This window comes from Stenotrophomonas sp. SPM (genome assembly GCF_003105135.1).
GTDB lineage: Bacteria > Pseudomonadota > Gammaproteobacteria > Xanthomonadales > Xanthomonadaceae > Stenotrophomonas.
In genome coordinates, this window is the sequence record NZ_QETL01000001.1 from 303974 (window position 1) to 319151 (window position 15178).

A 15178-nucleotide genomic window follows, 5' to 3' on the forward strand; every position below is an offset into this window, starting at 1 on the left:
CGGATATCTACTGTAGAGCCGAGCCCATGCTCGGCTGCGACAGTGGCACGCAAAAGCGGCCGAGCCCATGCTCGGCTCTACAACATCGCGACCGTTCGAGGCATCGGATCCGCAGCAGCTCAGCCGCGGAGGGTCGCGCCGCCGTCGACATACAGGTCGCTCATCGCTACGTGGCCGGCCTGTTCGGAGAGCAGGAACATCACCGAGCGGGCGATGTCCTCCGGGGTGGCCAGCTTGCGCAGCGGGATGCCGGCCTTGTAGGTGTCAAGGTTGCCTGTAATCACCCGCTCGGCGCCCTGCGCGTCCTCCCACATGCCGGTCTGCATCGGGGTCAGGGTGGAACCGGGGGCGACGATGTTGCAGCGGATGCCCAGTGGCGCCAGCTCCAGCCCCAGGCAACGGGTGAACATGGTGGCTGCGGCTTTCGATGCCGCGTAGGCGGCCATGCCATGGCGCGGCACGCCAGCCGCATTCGAACTGACAGTGACGATCGCCCCCTGGCGCCGCGGTGACATCACCCGCGCCAGCGCGCGGCCGACATGGAACACGCCATCGGCATTGACCGCGAACACGCGTCGCCAATCCTCATCGCCGGTGCCGGCCACGTCACCCACGTGCAGCACGCCGGCCACGCTGGCGGCCAGCGTAATCGGTCCAACCGTCGCCTCGACATCCGCCACCACGGCATCCACCGCCGCGCTGTCGGTCACGTCCAGCGCCCGTGCATGGACGCGTGCATCGTCTACCCCAGGCCTCTCACGATCCGTCGCCACCACCGTGCATCCCGCATCGGCAAGCAGCCGCACCAGCGCTGCGCCAATGCCACCGGCAGCCCCGGTCACCAGCGCCACACGTCCTTCAAACCCGGTCAGCTGCATGCTGCGATCTCCTGTTGATCATCCCACTTCCGCAGCCGTGTCGACAACCACGGCGCCAGCTGCGCCACCGCATCGCGGCCGGTCAGCTCGGCGTGCAGGAACGGCAGTTCCAGCGCCTGCACCTTGCGCGCATGCGCCATCCACAGCGCCGATTGCAGCTGTGGCCGCGCCTGGTGGTCACGGCCCGCGCGCACATGCACCAGCGTGCCGTCGTACGGGCGATGGTGGTGCTCACGGATCAATCGATTGGTCCCGGTGACGGCACGCACCACCCCGTCCAGCACCACGTCCGGCAGGCTGCCCAGCGCGCTGCCGCCACGCCGCAGAAACGCGAGGATACGCTCGCGGCTGTCCAGTTCCGGGCGGGCATCGGGATCGTGGCCGGCAATGGCCAGCAGCGCGCGCAGCGCCGCGATGGCATCGGGCTCCGGCTCGGCCCGCCAGCATTCGCTGGGATAAGCATCCAGCAGCACCAGCTCACCCACCTCGCGGCCGATCTCGTGCAGGCGCACCGCCATGGCCTGGGCCAGGATGCCGCCTACCGACCAGCCCAGCAGATGCACCGGCCCCTGCGGTTGCAGCGTGGCGATGCGGCGCACGTAGTCGTTGGCCATCACCTCGATGCTGGACGGCATGGCCTGCTGCGGATCCAGCGCCGACGACTGCAGGCCGTGGACCGTGCGCGCCGGCTGCAGCGCATGTGCCAGCGTCCGGTAGTTCCAGGCAATGCCGCCGGCCGGATGCACCACGAACAGCGGCGGCGCGGCATTCTCCGCCGTGGCCAGTGCAATCACCGGACCCAGCGCGTGGTCGGCCAGCGCCTGGGGCTCGGCAATGCGTGCGGCCAGTGCGGCGACGGTCGGCTGCGCAAACAGTGCGCCCAGACCAAGATCGCAGCGCCAGCGTTGTTCGATGGCCAGCAGCAGGTGCACGGCCGACAGCGAATCGCCCCCGAGGCTGAAGAAGTCCGCGTCCACAGCCACCGGCAACTCGCGGCCCAGCGCGCGTGCGAACAGCTCTGCCAATTCCTGCTCCAGCGGCGTACGCGGCGCAAGCCCGGCGACATCCTGCTGCGGCGGCTTCGGCAGCGCCGTGCGGTCCAGCTTGCCGTTGGCCGTTACCGGCCAGTGGTCCACGCCGACGAACGCCGAGGGCAGCATGTAATCCGGTACGCGCGTGGCCAGATGGCTGCGCAGTACCGCGGCATCCGCGCACGACGAGGGCACGTACGCCACCAGCCGCGCATCGCCCGGCGCGTCGTGGCGCAGCAGCACTTCCACCCGGTCCATGCCCGGCAATTCGCGCAGCGCGGCCTCGATCTCGCCCAGCTCGATGCGCAGGCCACGCAGCTTGACCTGGTGGTCGCTGCGGCCCAGGTATTCCACCGCGCCATCGGCACGCCAACGTGCGACATCGCCGGTACGGTAGATGCGCTCCCCGGGCAGGAAGGGATCGGCCAGGAAGCGCTCGGCGGTCAGGTCATCGCGACCCAGGTAGCCACGCGCCAGCTGCACGCCGCCCAGGTACAGGTCACCCGGCACGCCGACCGGCAGCGGCTGCATGCGCGCATCCAGCACATACAGGCGGGTATTCCACACGGGGAAGCCGATCGGCACCGGTCGCGCGCGATCCTCGGCCGAGGCTGGCCACCAGCTCACGTCTACCGCGGCCTCGGTCGGGCCGTACAGGTTGTGCAGTTCCGCCTGGACCCGGCCGTGGAAGCGATCACGCAGCGCGGCGTCCAGCGCCTCGCCACTGGCAAACACCCGGCGCAGCTGCAGGCCCTGCGATGCCGGCGCGGCGAGGAAGGCGTCGAGCATGGACGGCACGAAATGCGCGGTCGTGATCTCGTGGCAGCGGATCAACCGCGCCAGCTCGGTCGGGTCACGATGCGCCTCCGGCCCGGCCAGAACCAGGGTCGCGCCACACAGCAGCGGCAGGAAGAACTCCCAGACCGACACGTCGAACGTGGCCGGGGTCTTCTGCAGCACGCGGTCATCGGCGGTGAAGCCGTAGTGCTCGCGCATCCACAGCAGGCGATTGACGATGGCGCGGTGCTCGATGACCACGCCCTTGGGCTCACCGGTCGAGCCGGAGGTGTAGATGACATAGGCCGCATCGTCCGGCGATGGCGGGACCCACGGCGCCGCGAGACTCACTGCGGTCCACTGCGTGGGCGCCAGCACCGGCACCTCGCCCAGCCGTACCTGTACGTTGGCCTCGGCCAGCACGCAGGTCGGTCGTGCCGAGGCGAGGATGCGCGCCAGGCGTTCATCGGGATGGGCAGGATCCAGCGGCAGGTAAGCGGCGCCGGCACGCAGTACGGCCACCAGCGCGACCACCAGCTCCAGCGAGCGCGGCAACGCCACCGCGACCACCCTGCCCGGGCCGACGCCCAGCGCGCGCAGCTGGGCCGCCAGCGCGAAACTGCGCGCTTCCAGCGTCCCGTGGTCCAACGAGACGTCGCCGAACACCAACGCCGTCGCCTGCGGATCACGATCCATGCCCTGCTGCAGCAGCTCCACCAGGGTAGTTTCGGGCAGCGCATGGGCGGTGGCGTTGAAGCCGTGCACCGTGCGCTGCGCCTCCTCGGGCGTGGCCAGCGGGACGTCGGCCATATCGGACGCCTGCAGCGCGGCCGCCACGAAATGCAGCAACCGCGTGGCATGCGCCTGCACGTCGTCGCGGCTGTACAACGCGGGATTGGCCTCGATCTCCAGGTCCAGCAGGGTCTGGCCGTCGCCACGGAAGCCCAGGGTCAGATCATCCACCGGGCCAGTGCACAGCACGTCCAGCGTGGCCTCGACGCCGGGCAGCGCCAGCGGCCTGTAGAACGGCTGCACGTTCACCAGCGGGCCGTGCAGGCGCTGCTGCGCACCGACCAGGCCGAGGTCACGACGCAGCTGTTCGCCCCGGTAGCGCCCCTGCTTGCGCCCCTGGCTCAATTGTCGGCCAATGCCACGCACAACGTCTTCGACGCTGCCCTCGCCCGCCGCGACCCGCAGCGGCAGCACGTTCATCACCATGGCCGGCACCCGCGCCGAGGCATTGCCCAGGCGCCCCATGTAGGGCGCGCCCAGCACCACTTCCTCGGCCGCGCTCATACGTCGCAGGTACTCGGCCGACAGCGCGGCCAGCACGTCCGGCCACGGTTGCAGCCACCGCACCGAGGTCTGCAGCATCAGCTCGCGGAAAGTTGCGTCGAGCGGCTGCACGAAACGCAGCGCATCGTCGCTGGCCGCTACCGTCCCGGCCAGCCCCGCACCCGCGGGCGCGCCCTGCAGTTGTTCGTGCCACCACTGACCCGCCAAGCCCCGACGGGAATCTGCGCGATAGCCGGCATCATCGGCCAGCACGCCGGCCAGCGGCGGCAATGGCTCGCCATCGCGTCCCGCATACAGCGCACACACGCGGTCACTGAACAACGCCATGCCATAGCCGTCGGTAGCCAGGTGGTGCACGCGCAGGTACCAGACCCAGCGCTGCCCACCCAGATCGAACAGCACCTGCTGGCTGATGCGGTCACGGCTGGGATCCACCGCCGCCAGGCGGTCGGCCTGCATCGCGGCACGCGCCACCGCAGCCGGGTCAGCCTCGGAAGACACATCGCGCAGTGACAACAACGGCACATGGGCGGCGTCGTGCCACTGCAGCGGCTGGCCGTCCTCGCCTTCGGCAAAACGCAGCGCGAATGCCTGCGCTTCGGCCGCCGCCTGGTTGGCTGCGGCCACGAACGCGTCGACGTCCAGCGCCCCCTCGATCCACACGGCATGGGCCGTATTGAATGAAGGATTGTCCGGTGCCAGGCGCTGGGCAAACCACAGGCCCGACTGCGCCTCGGTCAGCGCTACCGGCGCCGCCAGCCCCGCGGCGTTCACGCCTGCTGCGCCGCCTGCAGCTTCTGCACCACCGCCCACCACTGGCGCAGCGTGCTGTGCTCGGCCAACTGCGAGAACTCCAGCGGCAGCCCGGTGTTGCCCCAGGCCAGGACCAGGCCGAGCATGCGCATCGAATCCAGGTCGAGGTCCATCAGGTTGTCGTCGTCGCCGATATCGGCCGGCTCGCAGTCCAGCACGCGCGCCACGTCGGCGCGCATTCGCTCAAGGTCGAGCACGTCGTTGGTCGTGGCCATCAGAGCACCTCCAGCAGCTGCGCGGTGGTCATCGGTACGCCACTGGTGCGGGCGATCCAGTGCAGGGCCTGGTCATGGTCGGCGCGCGAGAAGTCGGCCACCGCATCGGCGGCGATGAAGGCTTCGATGTCACGCTGGAAGGCCTCCACCACGGTGGCCGTGCAGCCGATATGCGCATACACGCCGGTGACCAGCAGCTGGTCGCGGCCGCGCACGCGCATCAGGGTTTCCAGGTTGCTGCGCTGGAAGGCGCTGTAGCGGTGCTTGACCAGCACCTGCTCTCCCGCCTGCGGGGCAAGTGCATCGATGATCGGTTCGTGCTCCTCGCCGCGGCGCATGCCCGGCCCCCACAGATCGGCCTGCAGGCCGCGGTCGCGCCGGTCCTGGTCGCCATGCTGGGCGGTGTAGAACACCGGAATGCCGTGTGCACGGCAATGCGCCAGCAGGCGCGCGATGTTGGCCACCGCCGGCTGCAGCGGCTCGGCACCGGCGTCGAACGCCGCCAGGAAATAGCGCTGCATGTCATGCACCAGCAAGGCGATGCGATCACGCTGCGGGCGCCACGGGCCTCGTGGGGCCGGCAGTTCGGCGGCAGTCGGCAAGGGGTATGGGGTAATGCGGGGCAGCGCCATCAGCGCGTTCCTCCTGTTTGTTGCAGATGACGCGCACGCAGCTGCGCGCGCAGTTCACGGCGGCTGATCTTGCCGACCGCCGTGGTATCGAAACTGTCCACGAACACCACCTGGTCGGGCACCTTGAACTCGGCCAGGCCGCGGCCGCGCATCCATGCCTTCAGCGCGGGACCCTTGATCGGTTCGCCCTGCTGGATGACGAAGGCGCAGCTGCGCTCGCCCAGGTAGTCATCGGGAATGGACACCACCGCCGCGTCGAACACGGCGGGATGGGCCAGCAGATGGTCTTCGATCTCCTCGGCGGAGATCTTCTCGCCGGCACGGTTGATGTGGTCGCCCGCCCGGCCCTGCACCACCAGGTAGCCGCCCGGCAGCTGCTGCACGCGGTCACCGGTGCGATAGAAGCCATCGTCGGTGAAGGCGCGCGCGTTGGCCAGCTCATCGTTGTGGTACGCGCCGATGGTGTACGGGCCACGGGTCAGCAGATGCCCCACCTCGCCTTCGGCCACGGGCTGGTCGTGGTCATCGACCACGCGCACCTCGTCATCCGGGCTGATCGGTCGCCCCTGGCAGGCCACGACCAGGTCTTCGGGGTCATCCAGCCGCGTGTAGTTGACCAGGCCTTCGGCCATGCCGAACACCTGCTGCAGGGTGCAGCGCAGGCCATCGATCACCCGCCGCGCGGCCTCCGGCACCAACTTGGCACCGCCCACCTGCAGCACCTGCAGGCTGGACAGATCGTGTTTGCTGGACGCTGCGGCCTGCGCCCACAGCAGCGCCAGCGGCGGCACCAGGCCACAGCAGGTCACCCGCTCGCGGGCGATCAGCGGGAACGCGGCGTCCGGGCCGGGGCCGGGGCTGAGCACCACGCGGGCGCCGGCATACAGCGCGCCAAAGAAGCCCGGCGAACTCATCGGGAAATTGTGCGCCGCCGGCAGCGCGACCAGATAGACGCTGTCGCGGTCGATGCCGCAGATCGCGTTGCTGGCGCGGAACGAATAGATGTAGTCGTCGTGGGTGCGCGGGATCAGCTTGGACAGCCCGGTGCTGCCACCGGAAATCTGCAGGAAGGCCACCGACTGCGGGTCCGGATCGGGCGGCAATGCGCTGCGGTTACCCTGCAGCGCATCCAGGGCAATGAACCCGTCCGCCTCACCATCGATGACCACATGCGCAATGCCCGGCACCTCCCCCTGCAACGCACGCGCCAGTCCGCGGTGGTCGAAGGTCTCATGCACGTCGGTGGTGATGTAGGCACTGGCTTCGGCCTTGCGCGCGAAGTGCACCAGCTCGGTAAGACGATGCGCCGGCAGCACGTACACCGGCACCAGGCCGGCACGGAACAGCCCGCATACGGTGGTGATGAAGCCGGCGGTGTTGCCCAGCTGCACCAGCACGCGGTCACCCGGCTGCAGGCCCAGGCCCAGCAGACCCGCACCGATGCGGCCGGCCTCGTGCCACAGCTGCGCATAGCTCAGGCGCACGTCGCCGGCCACCACCGCGGTCTCATCGGCGAACTGCTCTGCGCGCTCACGCAGGAAGGCCGGGAAGGTCTCGCCGCGCCAATGGCCGGCGACGCGATAGCGCGCGACCCGATCCTCGGGCCAGACCTGCTGCAGCGGCAGCCGCGGGGAGACAGCGTTGTTCATGGCATGGGCTCGATCAGGGGCGCCGGGTCATGCACACCCAGAGCGCTCAACAAGGCAGTGAATTTCGCGCCGGTCTCGGCCGCTTCGGCCTCCGGCTGCGAGTCGGCGACGATGCCGGCACCGGCGAACAGCCGCAGCTGCGTGCCCTGCAGGCGTGCGCAGCGGATCGCCACGTACCAATCGCCATCACCCTGCGCGTCCAGCCAGCCGACCGCACCGGCGTAGAAGCCGCGCGGCACCGGTTCCAGCTCGCGGATACGCTGCAGTGCGGCCTGGCGTGGCGTCCCGCAGACCGCCGGCGTCGGGTGCAGTTCGGCCAGCAGCGTGGCGGCCGGCGTCGAGGGATCCTTCAGGGTGGCATGGATGCGCGTGCCGAGGTGCCACATGCTGGCCGTGGCGTGCAGCACCGGCTGTGCCTGCGCTTCGACGCGGCTGCACCACGGCGCCAGGCCATCGACGATGGCCTCGACCACGTGGCGGTGTTCGTCATGGTCCTTGCGCGAGGCCAGCAGCGCCTGCGCAACGCGCTGGTCTTCAGCAGGATCACTGCTGCGACGGGCGGAGCCGGCCAACGGATGCGACAGCACCTGCGCGCCGCGCTTGTGCAGCAGCAGTTCCGGCGTTGCGCCGACCAGCCAAGCTGGCGCCTGGCCCGGCTCGACCGGCAGCGGCACGGCGTAGGTCGCCACCGAGGGATCGGCGCCGAGGCGTGCCAGCAGCCTGTCCGGGGCCACGGGAAGATCGGTGTGGGCCAACAGGCTGCGCGCCAGCACCACCTTGTGCAGGCTGGCATCGGGCGCACGCATCGCCTGTACGGCGGTGGCCACGGCCGCCGCATACTTCTCCGCCGTAGGCTGCGGCTGCAGCACGCCGCGCAGGGCCGGCGCGGCGACATGCTGCGGTCGCAGCCCGGGCAGCACGCGCTCGGGCTGATACAGCGCATCGTCCGCACGCGGCTCGAACGGCACCGCCCCCACCAGCAGGCCCGGGCCGCCGCGCTGCTGCGCGAAGAAGGCATCCACCCGCTCGGCCAGGCTGGCCAGCGCACCGGTCGGCAGGCTGGCGCGGCAACCGCGTGCATGCAGCTGCTTGTCAGCGTGCTGCAGCAGGAACAGTGCGGCTTCGTCGGCGTGGTGGGCAGGCGGCGGCGCAGCCTCCGGCCACGCCCCCTGCATCAGCGAATCGTTCATGCGGTCTCCTTTGCGCGGTGGGCCATGGCCAGGCCGCACAACAGCAACAGCAGCACGCCCACCAGCAGATACGGCAGGCTGGCGCCCGCGCGGTACAACAGCGTGCCCAGCATCGGGCCGGCGACCATGCCCAGCCCCTGCGCGGCTGCAACGGTGCCGGCGGCCGCGCCCTGCTCGTGGGGCTGCACCGCATCGGCGGCCAGCGCCTGGAACGAGGGGAAGACGAAGCCCATGCCGAACGCCGCAAACGCATACGCCGCCGGCAACTGCCAGGGCTGCTGCACGGCGGCGACCGAGGCGAAGCCGAGCCCGGCGATCAACGCACCGAGCGTGATCCAGCGGCGCGGATGCACCTCCAGCTTCATCACCAGCACCTGCGCCAGGATCAGGCCGACGCCTACCGCTGTGAGGGCGATGCCGGCCATGCGTGCGCCGGCGGCGGCATCCAGCGCGAAGCGATCAATGGCGAAGAATCCCACGGTGACCTGGGCGATGGTCACCGAGACCATGCCGACGAAGGCCGCCAGCTGCGGCAGGCGCAGGCGGGCATCCAACCGCGATATCGGTGCGCGGGTACGCGCCTGTGCAGCGGCCACCGGCGGCGTAGCCGGCAGGCGCCAGGCGATCAATGCCAGCGACAGCAGCGGCAGCAGCGCCGCCACGTACAGCGCCAGGGAAAGATTGCGATACGCCAGCCAGCCCGCAGCGGCCGGGCCCAGCACCATGCCCAGCGCATTGGCGCTGCCCAGCCGCGCCATGAACTGCGCACGCTGGCCGGTGGGGGCCTGGTCGGCGATGAGGGCGGCGGCGGTGGGCGGCACGGCCGCATAGAACAGGCCGATCAAGCCGCGTGCGCCCACCAGCACCAGCACCGACACCAGCACCGGCGGCACCACCTGCAGGGCAACATCGATGAACACCGCCAGGCCGACGTAGATGACGGTGTAGGCGGCCATGGCCAGCAGCAGCACGCGCTTGCGGCCGATACGGTCACTCAGCCGGCCCCAGGGCCGCGCGGCCAGCATCCACAGCACGCCGGCGGCAGTGACCGAGAGGCCGGCGTGCCATTCGGACAGGCCGAGCAGGCGCACCACCGGCCCGATCACCGCCACGAACGACATCATCGCCATCGTGCCGATCAGGGCGGCAAGGACCAGGGCCGGCAGACCGGCGACGACGGGACGTGCATGCATGGAACACCAGTCGATTCAAAGAAGGCGCCGACCCCGGCAGGGGTGAAGGCATCCTTAAATGATAACGGCTCGTATTTGCATTTGATACCCATTCGCTTGAACGCCCGGGTAACGCAGCGTCTCAACGAGGGCTGCGCAGCTCCAGCAGGCCACGACGGCGGAACCACCACTCCAGCGGCAGGGTCACCAGCGGCGGGATGGCCGCCAGCAGCGCCAGCGCACTGGCCCACCACGGCCAGCGCAGGCGGATGGCGGCGAACAGGGTGACCGCAACATAGACCATGAAGGCCACGCCATGCAGGGGGCCGAACACTTTGACCAGGGCAACATTGGCGTAAGGGCCGTACTTGAGCCACATGCCGATCAGCAGGCCAGCCCAGGTCAGCGCTTCGATGGAGGCGACCACGGCGAACAGCCGCCCGGTCGTATGCATGGGATTACGTCGGGTCACGCGCGGCTCCGGCAACAGGGTCAAACGCGAATGATACGCAGATGCACTCGCCCTGTAGAGTCGAGCCGTGCTCGACTGCTGTCGGCGGATGCCACATCAAGAGCCCTGTCCACCAAGGTGGACACCTACCGAAGCAATTTCCAGCAACACCTCATCCACCGGCCGCCCGTTGTCGACCAGGTTGAACATCACATGCGCCACGCCCTGCCCGTGCACGCGCTGCAGATAGGCCTGCAGCCCTTCGCGGCCCACCTTCAGGCCCAGTGGCAGCGCTTCCGCCGGTGCCTGCGGATCGGCCTGCAGGTCCAGCAGCATCGACTGCACGAACGGCTTGGCCTCACCGGCGCCCTGCGCCTGCTGCCACAGCCCGATGCGCCCCTCCTGGGCCGCCTCTTCGCGGTGGTAGGTGGCCCAGCCTTCCGCTTCGCGGGCGATCCACTGCAGGCTCTGCCGCGCCGTGCCGACCACCAGCATCGGAACGCGCGCCTGCGCTGCCGGCAGCACGTCGAACCCACCGGTGGCATCGCGCAGGCGCGCCCGTCCGGTCTCGTCCGGCGACAACGCCGCACGCAGCAGCGACCAGCGCTCGCGGAACGTGGCCGCTCTGCCCTCCAGGTCTTCAGCGAACGCTGCGAATTCTTCCGGACGATCGCCCGAGCCGAGGCCCAGCACGAAGCGACCGCCACTGATCCGGTCCAGGCTCAACGCGGATTTCGCCACGTGCAGCGGATGGCGCAGCGGCAGCACGATGGCGGCGGTGCCCACTGCAATACGCGTGGTGGCACCGGCCAGCAGCGCAAGCCAGAGGAAAGGATCGTCCAGCGCGCTGGTTGTCGCATCCGGCCCCTGCGGCACCATCAGCGGCACATCGCGGGTCCACAGCGCAGCAAAACCAAGATCATCTGCCAGACGCGCGACGCGTTGCGCTTCGGCAACGTCGGCAAGGCCGTGTGCAGCGACCGGCGTCATCAGCCCCAGGCTCAGGCCGTGTTGCGGGAACACCCGCGCATGGGCCGCATTGAAGTGGTTCATGCGCCGAGCTTATCGTGTGTGATGCACCCGCATCGTCATCATGGAAGGAACACTGCATGCATCCCATCCGCCCCGCCCGCCCCGACGACCTGGCCGCGATCAGCGCGATCTGCATGGCTGCTTTCAGCGAAGCCGTGGCGCCGTCGCTCAGCGCACAGGGCGTGGCAACGTTCACCCAGGTGGCCGCAGCCGATGCCTTCGCCGAGCGCCTGCAGGGTGACAACCACATCCTGGTCGCCGAGCAGGACGGCAACATCGTCGGTGTGATCGAGCTGAAGGAAGGCCGGCATCTGGCGATGCTGTTCGTCGATCCCGCCTGCCAGGGGCAGGGCATCGGCCATGCCCTGGTCCAGGCGGTCCTGCCGCAACTGCGCGTGCCGGCGATGAGCGTACGCGCCTCGTTGAATGCGGTGCCGACCTACCAGCGCTACGGCTTCGTCATCGACGGGGAGGTGGGCGAGTACAACGGACTGGTCTACCAGCCATTGAGCCTCGCCGCCCCGTAACCAGCGTCCGGCGTCAGACGAACATGCCGCCGGAGGCTTCCACGCGCTGGGCATTGACCCAGCCGGTGGACGGCGACAGCAGTGCCACCACCACCGGACCGATATCGTCGGGCAGCCCCGGGCGACCCAGTGCGGTGATCGAGGAGACCATGGCATTCATCTGCGCATCATCGCGCACGCGGCCGCCACCGAAATCGGTCTCGATCGCACCCGGTGCCAGCGTGTTGGCGGTGATTCCGCGCGCACCCAGCTCCTTGGCGAGGTAACGGGTGAACACCTCGATGCCGCCCTTCATCATCGCGTAGGCCGAGCTGCCCGGCAGCGAGAAGCGGGCCAGGCCGCTGGACACGTTGAGGATGCGGCCGCCATCGGCGATCAGCGGGAGCAGTGCCTGGGTCAGGAAGTACGGCCCCTTCAGGTGCACGGCCACCGCGTGGTCGAACTGCGCCTCGGTGGTCTCGGCGATGGGTGCGTACAGTCCTTCATCGGCGTTGTTGAGCAGGCCCTGCAGGCCACTGACACCCCACTGCTGCAGGGCGTCGCGCAGCTGGGTGGCGAAGGCCGGGAACGCCGAGCTGTCGGCCACGTCCAGCGGCAGTGCCAGCGCACGGCGGCCCAGCGCCTGCACCTGCTGCACGACCTCGGCGGCGGCGTCGGCCTGCGAGCGGTAGGTGATCACGATATCGGCACCGTCGCCGGCCAGGGCCAGCGCGGCGTTGCGGCCGAGGCCGCGGCTGCCACCGGTGATGAGGACGACACGGGAGGAAGTAGTCATGGCGGGCACCTGTCTGGGAGGAAGTGTGGCCAGACTATTGGGATTGCCGGCGCGCATAAATCGCGCGATCCTGATTTTACTGTTCAAGCCAGACGAACAATCCATGGACCGCCTCGACACCCTGCGCGTCTTCCTGCGCGTCACCGAACTGGGCTCGTTCACCCGCGCCGCCGACAGTCTGGGTCTGCCCAAGGCCAGCGTCTCGCAGGCCATCGCCCGGCTGGAGGCCGAGTTGGGCACCCAGCTGCTGCACCGGACCACGCGCCGGGTGCACCTGACCGCCGACGGCGCGCAGCTGCAGCAACGCGCGCACGATCTGCTGGACGACATGGACGAACTGCAGAACCTGTTCCGCCACGAGACCAGCGAGCTCAGCGGCCGGCTGCGGGTGGACATGCCCGGCGGCATGGCCCGCAACCTGGTCATCCCGCAGCTGCCCGCCTTCCTCGCCCTGCACCCGGGCATCGAGGTTGAACTGAGCGCCACCGACCGCCGCGTGGACGTGGTACGCGAAGGCTTCGACTGCGTGCTGCGGGTCGGCACCCTGGATGACAGCAGCCTGATCGCACGCCCGCTGGGGCAGATGCGCATCCTCAACGTGGCCAGCCCGGCCTACCTGGCCGCGCACGGCACGCCGCGCGAACTGGCCGACCTCGACCAGCATCGGCTGGTGCACTACGTGGGCACCCTCGGCCAGCGTTCGCCCGGCTTCGAGTACTTCGATGGCCAGCGCTACCAGACCTGGCCGATGCGTGGCGCGCTGACGGTCAACAGTGCCGATGGCTACAGCGCCGCCGCGCTGGCCGGGCTCGGCATCATCCAGGTGCCGGAGATGGGCGCGCGCGAAGCGCTGCGCGACGGCCGCCTGGTGGAAGTGCTGCCGCACTGCCTGGCCGAGCCGATGCCAGTGAACCTGGTCTATGCGCAGCGCCGCCACCTGCCGCGGCGGGTCGAGGCGTTCATGACCTGGCTGGCGGGCCTGCTCGCGGCTGAGATGCGGTAGTGCCAGCCGCTGGCCGGCAGCTGCGGCGCCGTAGTCCCCGGCATATAGCGGGCCGCAAGCCGGTCATAAGCAAACTGCATCAGCACAGGCGGGCGGGCTTCCTACAATGGCCCTTCACCCCCGTTCCTTCGAGATGCTGCCGATGCGCGCTGCCCTTCCCCTGTTGCTGCTGGCTACCGCGCTGAGCGCCTGTTCTCCCGCGCAGGCGCCGGTGGCGAGCGCGAAGGCCGCCGAAGCTGCGCCGGCAGCGACCATTGCCTGGCGCCAGGGTGATGTCGACGATGCCTTCAACGAAGCCGCCGAAACCGGCAAGCCGGTGCTGTTGTACTGGGGTGCGGTGTGGTGCCCGCCGTGCAACCAGCTGAAGGCCGGCCTGTTCAAGGATCCCGCCTTCATCGCGCTGACGGGCAAGTTCGTGCCGGTATACCTGGATGGCGACGAGGAAGGCGCGCAGGCCTGGGGCGAGCGCTTCGGCGTGCGCGGCTACCCGACCCTGATCGTGCTCGACCCGCAGCGCAACGAAATCACCCGCGTGGCCGGCGGCAACGACGCCGCCGAACTCACCCGCACGCTGACCGTGGCCGCCAGCCGACGCAGCGCCGTGGCCCAGACCCTGGCCACCGCCCTGTCGACCCCGGCCAAACTGGGCGCGGAAGACTGGCAGGTGCTGGGCGACTACGGCTGGGAAGTGGACGCGAACCGTCTGGCCGGCCAGCGCAAGGCCGACGAGGTACTGCGCCAGCTGGCCAAGGCCGCGCCCGACGCCGCTCTGCAGCGCCGCTTCGCCCTGCTGGCCCTGGCCACCGCGGAGAAGCCGACCACGCCGCCAACCGAAGTACGCGATCTGCTGCAGGCGGTGCTGGCACAACCCACCGAAGTCCGCCGCAACCGCGAGCTGCTGGGCTATGCCGGCGCCAACCTGGTGAAGCAGGCCAGTGCGGGCCCGGCCAGCAGCAATACGCTGGGCCAGCAGCTGCTGATGGCCCTGGACCGCGCCGACGCCGAACGTGGCAACCGCGCCGATGATGCGTTGTCGCGCGCACTGATCGAAGTCTCGCTGGCCCGCCAGCAGCAGCCCGAAGGTGCACTGCCTGCGGCGCTGGTGCAGCGGGTGAAGCAGCGGGTGACCGCCGCCGACGCCGCGGCCACGGATGCGCACGCGCGCCAGGCGACCATCAGCAGCGCGGTCTACGCCCTGCGCGAGGTGGGCGATGACGCCGGTGCCGAGGCACTGCTGCTGGCCGAGCTGAAGCGCAGCGAGCAGCCGTACTACTACATGCCCGAGCTGGCCGAACTGGCCGAGAAGCGCGGCGATACGGCTGGTGCGCTGGCGTGGCTGAAGCGTGCCTACGATGGCGCACAGGGCCCGGCCACGCGCGTGCAGTGGGGCGTGCTGTACGTGGAGGGCCTGCTGCGGCTGGCCCCGGACGATGCCCCGCGCATCGAGCAGGCCACCGATGCCTTGATTGCCGAGCTGCAGGCGCAGCCGTCGGGCTACCACCAGCGCACGAAGCAGCGTTTCGAACGGCTGGCGGTGCAGTTGAAGGCCTGGGGTGGCAAGCACCAGGGCGCGGAGACGCTGGCGCGGCTGCAGCAGCGGATGCAGCAGGCGTGTGGCGAGCAGATCGACAGCGCGTGCCGCGGTTGGTTGAGCTGAGTTTGATTTGAAAGCGCTGGCGGGTTGTTTCGCTGCCGTGGCGCTTTTGTTTATACGTGAGGAGATGGTGGCGGGGGGCA

13 protein-coding genes are annotated in these 15178 nt (G+C 69.8%); 3 read left to right on the forward strand and 10 right to left on the reverse strand.

Annotation, left to right across the window (positions count from 1 at the left end; all coding sequences use genetic code 11):
- Positions 1–119 precede the first annotated feature (119 nt).
- The 9 genes from DCO49_RS01345 to DCO49_RS01385 form a co-directional block, all read right to left on the reverse strand.
- Positions 120–878: a 2,3-dihydro-2,3-dihydroxybenzoate dehydrogenase gene (locus DCO49_RS01345; protein WP_116862445.1), complete on the reverse strand. Its 759-nt coding sequence runs from the start codon at positions 876–878 to the stop codon at positions 120–122.
- On the reverse strand, positions 869–4756 hold the full coding sequence (locus DCO49_RS01350) for a non-ribosomal peptide synthetase (protein ID WP_116862446.1): 3888 nt from the start codon (positions 4754–4756) through the stop codon (positions 869–871). Before DCO49_RS01350 ends, DCO49_RS01345 begins: the two co-directional genes overlap by 10 nt.
- Positions 4753–5010, reverse strand: a complete 258-nt coding sequence (locus DCO49_RS01355) for a phosphopantetheine-binding protein (RefSeq protein ID WP_116862447.1) — start codon at positions 5008–5010, stop codon at positions 4753–4755. The genes DCO49_RS01350 and DCO49_RS01355 overlap by 4 nt, the downstream gene beginning before the upstream one ends.
- Complete coding sequence (locus tag DCO49_RS01360; RefSeq protein WP_116862448.1) at positions 5010–5642, reverse strand: isochorismatase family protein; 633 nt, start codon at positions 5640–5642, stop codon at positions 5010–5012. Before DCO49_RS01360 ends, DCO49_RS01355 begins: the two co-directional genes overlap by 1 nt.
- Positions 5642–7291 carry an AMP-binding protein gene (locus tag DCO49_RS01365; protein WP_116862449.1) on the reverse strand — a complete coding sequence of 550 codons (1650 nt, stop codon included), beginning with the start codon at positions 7289–7291 and terminating at the stop codon, positions 5642–5644. Before DCO49_RS01365 ends, DCO49_RS01360 begins: the two co-directional genes overlap by 1 nt.
- Positions 7288–8481: an isochorismate synthase gene (locus DCO49_RS01370; RefSeq protein WP_116862450.1), complete on the reverse strand. Its 1194-nt coding sequence runs from the start codon at positions 8479–8481 to the stop codon at positions 7288–7290. Before DCO49_RS01370 ends, DCO49_RS01365 begins: the two co-directional genes overlap by 4 nt.
- Positions 8478–9674, reverse strand: a complete 1197-nt coding sequence (locus DCO49_RS01375; protein ID WP_116862451.1) for an MFS transporter — start codon at positions 9672–9674, stop codon at positions 8478–8480. Before DCO49_RS01375 ends, DCO49_RS01370 begins: the two co-directional genes overlap by 4 nt.
- Positions 9675–9795: 121 nt before the next feature.
- Positions 9796–10107 carry a DUF3817 domain-containing protein gene (locus DCO49_RS01380; protein WP_116862452.1) on the reverse strand — a complete coding sequence of 104 codons (312 nt, stop codon included), beginning with the start codon at positions 10105–10107 and terminating at the stop codon, positions 9796–9798.
- Between the two features lie 114 nt (positions 10108–10221).
- Positions 10222–11157, reverse strand: coding sequence for a TIGR03571 family LLM class oxidoreductase (locus DCO49_RS01385; RefSeq protein ID WP_116862453.1), 936 nt, complete (start codon positions 11155–11157; stop codon positions 10222–10224).
- A gap of 56 nt (positions 11158–11213) precedes the next feature.
- Here DCO49_RS01385 and DCO49_RS01390 point away from each other — a divergent pair, with 56 nt between their 5' ends.
- Positions 11214–11663, forward strand: coding sequence for a GNAT family N-acetyltransferase (locus tag DCO49_RS01390; RefSeq protein ID WP_116862454.1), 450 nt, complete (start codon positions 11214–11216; stop codon positions 11661–11663).
- A gap of 13 nt (positions 11664–11676) precedes the next feature.
- Here the strand turns inward: DCO49_RS01390 and DCO49_RS01395 are convergent, their stop codons facing one another.
- A complete protein-coding gene (locus DCO49_RS01395; RefSeq protein ID WP_116862455.1) occupies positions 11677–12438 on the reverse strand; it encodes an SDR family oxidoreductase in 762 nt (253 codons plus the stop codon).
- Positions 12439–12475: 37 nt separating this feature from the next.
- On the opposite strand from DCO49_RS01395, the gene DCO49_RS01400 reads away from it, so the two are divergent.
- Positions 12476–13441, forward strand: coding sequence for a LysR family transcriptional regulator (locus DCO49_RS01400; RefSeq protein WP_243402619.1), 966 nt, complete (start codon positions 12476–12478; stop codon positions 13439–13441).
- Between the two features lie 133 nt (positions 13442–13574).
- Positions 13575–15098 (forward strand): thioredoxin family protein, encoded by a 1524-nt coding sequence (locus DCO49_RS01405; RefSeq protein ID WP_116862479.1) that lies wholly within the window; start codon positions 13575–13577, stop codon positions 15096–15098.
- The last annotated feature ends 80 nt before the right edge of the window (positions 15099–15178 follow it).